Source organism: Pontimicrobium sp. MEBiC01747 (assembly GCF_053601635.1).
The window spans coordinates 1-1,031 of sequence record NZ_JBSHNS010000400.1 but is presented as its reverse complement, the minus strand read 5'-3'; the positions used below and the strand labels follow the sequence as shown (position 1 = coordinate 1,031).

Here is a 1,031-nt window from a genome sequence, read left to right as displayed (position 1 = left end):
ATGGGGCTCACCTCTTACCATTCCGAACAGAGAAGTTAAGCCCATTAGCGCCGATGGTACTACAATCGTGGAAGAGTAGGTCGTCGCCTTTTTTAAAGCTCTTTAGTATATATTTACTAAAGAGCTTTTTTTTGTATAACGAATCCTCAACAAATATCTTTTTGTTGAGGATTTTTTTTGCTTTATACTTTTATCTTGTACCTTTTTTTCTTTAATTAAACTATATTGGATTGATTAAGAATTTTTAAAGCATTACTCATTTTTTTGAAACTAATAGAATTATCTAGAGAGGTACAGGGTTTACTTGAAGAGTTTAAAGCTCCATAAGCTTTATAAACATTCAACAATTGTTAATTCAACAGCTTTTTATATTATAGAAGAGTTAAAGACTCAATGGCCAACTCTGTTATTAAATGAAAAGGAAATATTAATTACTCATGGAAATTGGAGAGAAGATAATCTTGAAATAGAAGATTTTATTGTCTGTTTATCTGATAAAATCTGGAAAGGTAAACGAGATATTGAATTAGATAACTGTATTGTGAATAAAATTTCTGAAATGACTAAAATTAATTTTTGGGATGTTTCAACAAAGTTGGAGCTAATTCTAGAAAAGATTGTTATAGGATCGGATAAAAGAATAGCTTGGCAAGGATTTTAAAATAGTTTAAAACAGATTTCAATAATATTTAGATGCTAATTGTATAATTGAAGTAAGATTAATACAATGAATTTAGAACAAGTAAAAAGTAATTGAAGTTTTTTAAGGTTTATTTATTATTCCATAGTTACTTGTAACTGTATTGATATACTTAATAAGGACAAGTAAGATTATCTCAATTCCAAAAACGAACAAAAAAGTCAGGTGTTTAAGTGCTTGAAAAAGTGCGTATTAAAAATAAGTTTAAAATAAAGTTGAGATAAGAGTTGTTAAAGTAAAAATAGGTTGTATATTTGCACCCGCTTAGCGACTAAGGCGTAAGTTAAGGGAGCAAGCGGAGTTCATTAAAAGGCTAAAAAATAAATTTAAA

Annotated in this window: 1 protein-coding gene and 1 rRNA gene; both read left to right on the top strand. The window is 28.0% G+C overall.

The genetic code is table 11. From position 1 onward, the window contains the following. Window positions 1-92, top strand: a 5S ribosomal RNA gene (gene rrf / locus ACVC2P_RS12815); the annotation flags it as partial. A gap of 212 nt (window positions 93-304) precedes the next feature. Continuing rightward, a complete protein-coding gene (locus ACVC2P_RS12810) occupies window positions 305-661 on the top strand; it encodes a hypothetical protein (protein WP_452598860.1) in 357 nt (118 codons plus the stop codon). Window positions 662-1,031: the final 370 nt, after the last annotated feature.